Below are 7257 nucleotides of genomic sequence, written 5' to 3' on the forward strand. Positions count from 1 at the left end.
CAATGTTATATCAGCATTATTAGGCTGAAGCGATACAGGGAAGACTTTCGGCATTGGATATGATACAAACAATGGTCAGTTGATAGGATTAAGATCAAAACTCAACGATTTAATTGATTATATTATACAATTGATATTAATTTACGTTAGCCTAGAGCAGCATTAATAATAGGCATCAATGTGACTTAGTATGCTAAGCTAGACACTTTAAAGTCAGCCTTTCCCTACTTTTCGAAAGGTTGCAATAACATACAGAGGATAACGCTAATGGTTCTCGGCAAGCCACAAACAGACCCTACTCTTGAATGGTTTTTGTCACACTGCCATATTCATAAGTATCCATCCAAGAGCACTCTGATCCATCAGGGTGAAAAAGCAGAAACCCTTTACTACATTGTTAAAGGTTCAGTGGCTGTTTTAATCAAAGATGAAGAAGGCAAGGAAATGATTCTCTCTTACCTCAATCAGGGAGATTTCATTGGCGAACTTGGGTTATTTGAAGAAGGGCAAGAACGTACTGCGTGGGTTCGCGCGAAAGTTGCTTGCGAAGTCGCGGAAATTTCTTACAAGAAATTCCGTCAGCTGATTCAAGTCAATCCAGATATCCTGATGCGCCTTTCTGCGCAAATGGCAAGTCGTTTGCAAACCACATCCGAAAAAGTGGGTAACCTTGCATTCTTAGATGTTACTGGTCGTATTGCTCAAACATTGTTGAATTTAGCTAAACAGCCTGATGCGATGACTCACCCAGACGGTATGCAAATCAAAATTACTCGTCAGGAAATCGGTCAAATCGTAGGTTGTTCTCGCGAAACTGTCGGTCGTATTTTAAAGATGCTGGAAGATCAAAACTTAATCTCCGCACACGGCAAAACGATTGTTGTTTACGGCACTCGCTAATTTACCTGTCAGCCTCACCTTTCTTGGTGAGGCTTCGTATTGAAATAGCTTTATACTTCACGTACAAAGCTATTTTTTTACTTATAGCTCAGTTTATATCGTCTCAGTAACGAGTGTCGTTTCTTTATATTCTTCTAGCTAATTATCGAACTAAGATAGTGAGAGTTAATCATTATTTGGAGATTATTAGTTATGCCACATATTTCCCAGAATTCTACAAAATCAACACCACTTAACACAATCAATAAGAAAAGTAGTTCAGAAGAAAACCTTGTTACGAAAAATAAATCTTCTCTAATAGAGCCTCGTACAAAAACACCTTTTATATCTCCTGACTTATTAGCAAAAGCAAATGAAATCTCCAATGTAATTAAAAGTGGTATGAATACTGAATATTTACTTCCTAGTCAGTTTATTAAATTCCCAGTTAATCAGGAAAAAGCTATTCTAACAGATATATATACGCTCCCACCTTATAAAGATAATAGAAATCACTCAGCACCACTCTCTATTATTAATTTAGACAAAAACAATACTTCACCAAAAGACATTAAATGGGATAACACACCAATGGAAATCAGCAATTCAAGCAAACAAACAGTGAATATAAAAAATAGCCATTTTTTAATTAAAGATTTTGGCATCAATAAGTTAAAGCATTTTTTCTATGAATCTATTGAGAAAGTAAAATCAACAGGGAAAATTCAAGCTTTAGTCATTGTGAACAAAATAATTCCCAGAGAAAAAGATTTATACAACGTTAAGTTTTATAATAAAGAAGGAACGGTTGAAATACAAAAAACTCACAAAGAAAATGTAGCAATGCTAAACGACGTAAAAAACCCACCAATATCATTTACAGGCAAGGAAAAATATAAATTTAATAAAATCAAAGATCTACAGAGTGTAATTCGCACCCTAGAAAAGGACATACTCAAAATAAAAAAAACTAATCCCGAAAATATCGGCAACTTACAAAGTGAATTTAATTATACAAAATCTTTCAAATACTTAATTGACGAATGCATTCTATCACCGAATGATCAAAGAGATGAAAAATTCGACGCCACTATTGAAACGATGAACAGAGTTGTTAATGAATTAAAAAATGAACGTGACAATTTTAAAGGAAATCAAAATTCAAGCATAAATATCACCGTTGAAAACAACATTTATAAGAGTAATGGTAGCTTAAGCTCCAATTCATCCAGCTATTTTTCAGAAATAACGGAGGAATCAGAATATAGTTCAGAAGAAATAACAAAGATGCATATAGAAAACGAACATATTACCACTCAAAAAAATAATGAGTTAAAAAGCAAAAAAGCAGAAAATACAGAGGCACCTCAGAAAAAAACACATTCTGTCGTGAATTCAAAGAAAAAAACATATCAATCTAATAAAATAATACATATCAATAGAGCAACTATATTACGAGACAAGCATATTAGCAAAACGTTTAATTTAAATGAAAATCCACAAAAAAAAATATTAAACGATGGGAAACTAAATACTAAAGAATTAGATGCAAATTTTGAAGAAATCCAAAAAACCTTACATGATATAAATGTTCTAGGCGAAGAAATAGTCAATGAAAAAGCTCACTCTGCGATGCTTAAAACGGAACTAGCTAAGCTTAAATAGCGAGTAACAGCTTGATAAAATGCTCAGTGACAGAGGCAAATTCGTCTCTGTCACTATAAAAATACAATTAACCCAACAGTTTACTAATTGCCGTTTCTAACTTCGCCATACCGCTATTAATTTCATCTTCAGAAATAATCAGTGATGGTGTAAAGCGCAATACATTTGTACCCGCATTCAGCATCATCAGCCCTTCAGCCGCGCAAGCTTGTAGAATATCTTTTGAGCGATTCAGTAATTTGCCATTTAGTTCTGCACCAATTAATAAGCCCATTCCACGAATTTCAGCAAAAATGCCATATTGGTCATTAAGCTTGTTTAAATGGGCGACAAATAACTCACGGCGCTTAGCAACCCCATCAAGTACTTCATCGGTATTGATAATATCAAAAGCGGCATTACCCACCGCACACGCCAGCGGATTACCACCATAAGTGGTTCCGTGTGAGCCCACTTCCATAGTCTTAGCAATTTCAGCGGTTGTAATCATCGCACTAATCGGGAAGCCGCCGCCGAGGGCTTTTGCTGTGGTTAAAATATCGGGAACGACATCATAGTGCATATAAGAGAATAATTTCCCCGTACGCCCCATTCCACTTTGCACTTCGTCAAAAATAAGTAATGTATTATTTTCATCGCAAAGCTTACGAACTCCTTGCAGAAATTCTGATGTTGCTGGGGTTACCCCGCCTTCCCCTTGAACTGGCTCCAAAACCACTGCACAGGTATTTTCATCGATCACGGCTTTAACGGCATCAAGGTCATTAAAAGGCACATGAATAATATCCGCAGGCTTTGGACCAAAACCATCTGCATATTTCGCTTGTCCACCGACTGAGACAGTAAATAATGTTCTGCCGTGAAACGCTTGCTTGAATGCAATGATCTTCGTTTTATATGGGCTATATTTGGTGATGGCATAACGACGCGCTAACTTGAATGCGGCTTCATTCGCTTCAGAGCCAGAGTTCACAAAAAATGCACGGTCTGCAAATGTTGCTTTGGTTAATTTTTGAGCCAGCTTTAACGCCTGCTCATTGGTAAAAACATTGCTCACATGCCACAGTTTTTCGCTTTGTTCACGAACAGCAGCGACTAAACTTGGATGGCAATGACCCAGCGCTAAAACCGCGATCCCACCTGCAAAATCAATATATTCTTTACCTTGCTGATCCCAAACGCGACTACCTTCGCCTTTAACTGGAATAAATTCAGCTGGCGAAAAAATAGGTAACATAACCTGATCAAAAGTTTGCCGATTGACTGCGTGTTGTTCTGACATACCCCTCACCTGCTCTTTATCGAATGCCTAAGTGAAAATATAAGCATCAAATATGAATAAAAAATCAATAAAGAGCAATAGGCAAGGGTAAAATATGCATAATTAATTTTGCTATTCGCGAAAATCAACTACTAATATTTGAGAAAATTACTCAACAACTCATGACCTTGTTCGCTGAGAATACTTTCAGGATGGAATTGAACCCCTTCAATTGGCAGGGTTTTATGGCGGATCCCCATAATTTCATCGATATCTCCATTATTCAGTGACCATGCGGAGACATCAAAAGAGGCTGGTAGTGTTTCTGCCGCAATCACTAAAGAGTGATAGCGAGTGACCGTTAAAGGCCGATTCAGTCCTTTAAATACCCCTTGATGATTATGGTGGATAGATGATGTTTTGCCGTGCATCACTTCTCTCGCTTTCACGACAGAGGCACCAAAAGCTTGCCCAATGGCTTGATGACCTAAGCAGATCCCCAAAATGGGCACTTTTCCGGCAAAATGTTTTATCACTTCCAGAGAAATCCCTGCCTCATCAGGCGTGCAAGGACCCGGTGAAATGACCAAATGGGTTGGAGCCAATTGTTCAATTTCTTCAATGGTAATTTCGTCATTACGTTTCACCAGCACTTCCGCCCCTAGTTCGCAGAAATATTGGTATAAGTTGTATGTAAATGAATCGTAATTATCAATAAGTAAAAGCATAGTAGCCTATCCGACTGATTTTTATCATTATAAGTTTTTTTGTTTATGCATAATTCGTGGCGGTTAGCAATTAGAACGCGTCCCAAAAACCATAAATTATCACAAAGGGCGGCTATCATAGCACAGCCAAGACAGGAAAATAGCCTATTTACGTCAAGTAACCCACTTTCAGTACAAAATTTCCATATAAAAATCATGGGATTATATTCACAAGAATATAACAACATTCAAAATTTGATAATAATTGCTTTAAATACAATGGAATAAAATAGCAGCAGCCAGACTAAATTAGATTGCCCTTCATGTTGTGTATTTCATGTACAATATTTTTTTCACTCTAAAATAAGCTCCATATTTAGTGCTAATTTTAGAGGTTGCTATGTATATGTATACCAAAACGCTTCTTGCTAAAAAAACATCATCAATTAGCGAATTTAAAAAAACCCCTCCGCCGCAATGAATGAATCAAATGGAGAGCCTGTTGCCATTTTGAGCCACAACAAAGCGATCTTCTACTGCGTACCTACCGATTTATTCGAGCTAATGGTAGAAAAACTTGGCGATCAACTCCTATTAGAAAAAGCAATCGCACGCATGGATGATGATGAAATAGAAGTGAGTTGGGATGACTTATAATGGAAAGAGTGTAAGAAAAAATGCAAAGAAAGGCTTTGTAGATAAGAGGATGATTGCAATAAACCACCCTCTTTATTAGAAATGATATTAAGGCTTTTTAATCACTTCCGCGGAAATAATCGTAATAGGTTCAACAGGAACATTTTGATATGGGCCTACGTTCTCTGTTTTCACTTTAGAAATTTTGTCTGCAACATCCATTCCTTTAACGACTTTACCAAATACCGCATAGCCGAAATCACGTTGCCCATGATCTAAAAACGCATTATCAGCAACATTAATAAAGAATTGGCTGGTTGCACTGTCTTTATTTGCGCTACGAGCCATTGAAATAGTGCCACGTAAATTACGTAATCCATTATCAGCTTCGTTAGCGATTGGTGCACGGGCTTGTTTTTGCTGCAATTCTTTATTAAAACCGCCGCCTTGGATCATAAATCCAGGAATAACACGGTGGAAGGTTGTACCGTTGTAATAGCCTTCATTAACATATTGCAGGAAGTTTTCAGTACTAACAGGGGCTTTTTTACTATTGAGTTCTAATTCAATATTACCTGCGGAGGTGACTAATTTAACGTAAGTTTCACCCGCGGCTAATGCAAGAGAAGTTGTGCTCATTGCACAGATTGCCAATAATGGCACAAAAATTCGTTTCAACATTCAAGATCCCTTTTGTTAATACCCAAAAACATATTAATGCCCAATTCTAGAGCGAAGCGGGAGTAATTGCTAAAGATTTACCTATATTTACGCCAAATAGTTAAATTTTGCTGAATTAAATTAATTGTAGAGCCATTTAATGAAAAAACCTTCGCTTAATGTCATTCTCAAATAGATATCGCACCAAATATCCCCCTTTTGTTGTTTGTATGCTATTCAGTCGCTATAATCCCCCAGCCTTTTGAGGCTACTCAGGGAGAACCACCAATGGCAATTAAAAACCACAACTACCACATGACAAAATTTGTCATCAGTGCCCCCGATATCCGTCATCTACCAAAAGATACGGGAATTGAGGTGGCGTTTGCTGGCCGATCTAACGCGGGCAAATCCAGTGCATTAAATGCATTAACACAGCAAAAAAGCTTAGCGCGAACCAGTAAAACACCGGGAAGAACTCAGCTTATCAACCTGTTTGAAGTTGAAGAGGGCATTCGCCTAGTTGACCTTCCGGGCTACGGTTATGCCGAAGTACCTGAAGAGATGAAGCGCAAATGGCAGCAAGCTCTCGGTGAATATTTACAGAAAAGAGAATGTATCAAAGGGTTAGTGATTTTGATGGATATCCGTCATCCATTAAAAGACCTCGATATGCAGATGATCGAATGGTCAGTCGCCATGAGCATTCCTGTTCTTGTTCTACTCACCAAAGCGGATAAGCTCGCTTCAGGCGCAAGAAAGAAACAGTTAATGGAAGTTCGCCAAGCATTAGCGCCGTTATCAGTGGAAGGCGATATTGAAGTGGAATATTTTTCTGCACTGAAAAAAATGGGTATCGATAAATTACGTATCAAACTCGACAGTTGGTACAGTAACGCCGCAGAATAATCTTTTCATTCCTTGTACGCCCATTCGGCGTACAACGGTCTATGCCGTTAGCGCATCAAAATTTATGCAAAAAAAATGCTCCAGTCAAAAACTTGACTGGAGCAGCTAATATTCAGCTAAATCCGATTACGTGAAGTAAAAGGTCTGAAAGATAGAACATCTTACCTCTGTACCCTACGCCTGATAATGTACTTTATTTTCCGCTCGAAAAAAAGGCTTTTTGTAGTTTTTTTTCAAAGCTTACTACGATTCAGCCCTGCAAATTGCCTAATAATTCGTTAAAAACGTATTTTTACTACATATTTATGAGATCTAAGTCGCATAATAACAACCTTAGCTATCCCAACGATATATTTAAAATTCAGTGTTTTACCCATGAATTATGTGCAATTTAAAGGGAATAAAACGCCTCCAAATTTCTGCGTAAATACCACTATAAAAAATATTCTAAGCATAAAAAAACACCCCAAAAATTGTCACCAACCTTTGGGGTGCCTTACATTATCTTCTACTTAACTCTTAGCTTTTGCTTTTGCTTTT

The 7257-nt window shown here is 37.4% G+C and carries 8 protein-coding genes; 4 read left to right on the forward strand and 4 right to left on the reverse strand.

The window, feature by feature from the left end; genetic code table 11:
• Positions 1-267: 267 nt before the first annotated feature.
• Positions 268-900: a cAMP-activated global transcriptional regulator CRP gene (gene crp / locus GKR71_RS07350; protein ID WP_006813718.1), complete on the forward strand. Its 633-nt coding sequence runs from the start codon at positions 268-270 to the stop codon at positions 898-900.
• Positions 901-1092: 192 nt separating this feature from the next.
• Positions 1093-2544, forward strand: a complete 1452-nt coding sequence (locus GKR71_RS07355) for a hypothetical protein (RefSeq protein ID WP_154634090.1) — start codon at positions 1093-1095, stop codon at positions 2542-2544.
• Positions 2545-2611: 67 nt separating this feature from the next.
• Here the strand turns inward: GKR71_RS07355 and GKR71_RS07360 are convergent, their stop codons facing one another.
• Entirely contained in the window at positions 2612-3826 is a 1215-nt protein-coding gene (locus GKR71_RS07360) for an aspartate aminotransferase family protein (RefSeq protein WP_154599890.1), read from the reverse strand.
• Between the two features lie 131 nt (positions 3827-3957).
• Positions 3958-4533, reverse strand: a complete 576-nt coding sequence (locus GKR71_RS07365; RefSeq protein WP_154634091.1) for an aminodeoxychorismate synthase component II — start codon at positions 4531-4533, stop codon at positions 3958-3960.
• A gap of 456 nt (positions 4534-4989) precedes the next feature.
• Between GKR71_RS07365 and GKR71_RS07370 the strand changes: the two genes are divergently transcribed.
• Complete coding sequence (locus GKR71_RS07370) at positions 4990-5169, forward strand: type II toxin-antitoxin system Phd/YefM family antitoxin (protein WP_154599889.1); 180 nt, start codon at positions 4990-4992, stop codon at positions 5167-5169.
• Between the two features lie 87 nt (positions 5170-5256).
• On the opposite strand, the gene ppiA is transcribed toward GKR71_RS07370, so the two are convergent.
• Positions 5257-5829 (reverse strand): peptidylprolyl isomerase A, encoded by a 573-nt coding sequence (ppiA, locus tag GKR71_RS07375; protein ID WP_036948667.1) that lies wholly within the window; start codon positions 5827-5829, stop codon positions 5257-5259.
• Positions 5830-6096: 267 nt separating this feature from the next.
• Between ppiA and yihA the strand changes: the two genes are divergently transcribed.
• Positions 6097-6717, forward strand: coding sequence for a ribosome biogenesis GTP-binding protein YihA/YsxC (gene yihA / locus GKR71_RS07380; RefSeq protein WP_036948665.1), 621 nt, complete (start codon positions 6097-6099; stop codon positions 6715-6717).
• 112 nt (positions 6718-6829) lie between these two features.
• Here the strand turns inward: yihA and GKR71_RS20505 are convergent, their stop codons facing one another.
• On the reverse strand, positions 6830-6877 hold the full coding sequence (locus GKR71_RS20505; protein WP_438361642.1) for a hypothetical protein: 48 nt from the start codon (positions 6875-6877) through the stop codon (positions 6830-6832).
• Between the last annotated feature and the right edge of the window lie 380 nt (positions 6878-7257).

This window comes from Providencia sp. wls1922 (assembly GCF_009706505.1).
GTDB lineage: Bacteria > Pseudomonadota > Gammaproteobacteria > Enterobacterales > Enterobacteriaceae > Providencia > Providencia lanzhouensis.

Excerpts from the sequence above, each read along its gene's own strand:
- crp (WP_006813718.1), top strand. The coding sequence starts at position 268 with ATGGTTCTCGGCAAGCCACAAACAGACCCTACTCTTGAATGGTTTTTG.
- GKR71_RS07355 (WP_154634090.1), top strand. The coding sequence starts at position 1,093 with ATGCCACATATTTCCCAGAATTCTACAAAATCAACACCACTTAACACA.
- GKR71_RS07360 (WP_154599890.1), bottom strand. The coding sequence starts at position 3,826 with ATGTCAGAACAACACGCAGTCAATCGGCAAACTTTTGATCAGGTTATG.
- GKR71_RS07365 (WP_154634091.1), bottom strand. The coding sequence starts at position 4,533 with ATGCTTTTACTTATTGATAATTACGATTCATTTACATACAACTTATAC.
- GKR71_RS07370 (WP_154599889.1), top strand. The coding sequence starts at position 4,990 with ATGAATGAATCAAATGGAGAGCCTGTTGCCATTTTGAGCCACAACAAA.
- ppiA (WP_036948667.1), bottom strand. The coding sequence starts at position 5,829 with ATGTTGAAACGAATTTTTGTGCCATTATTGGCAATCTGTGCAATGAGC.
- yihA (WP_036948665.1), top strand. The coding sequence starts at position 6,097 with ATGGCAATTAAAAACCACAACTACCACATGACAAAATTTGTCATCAGT.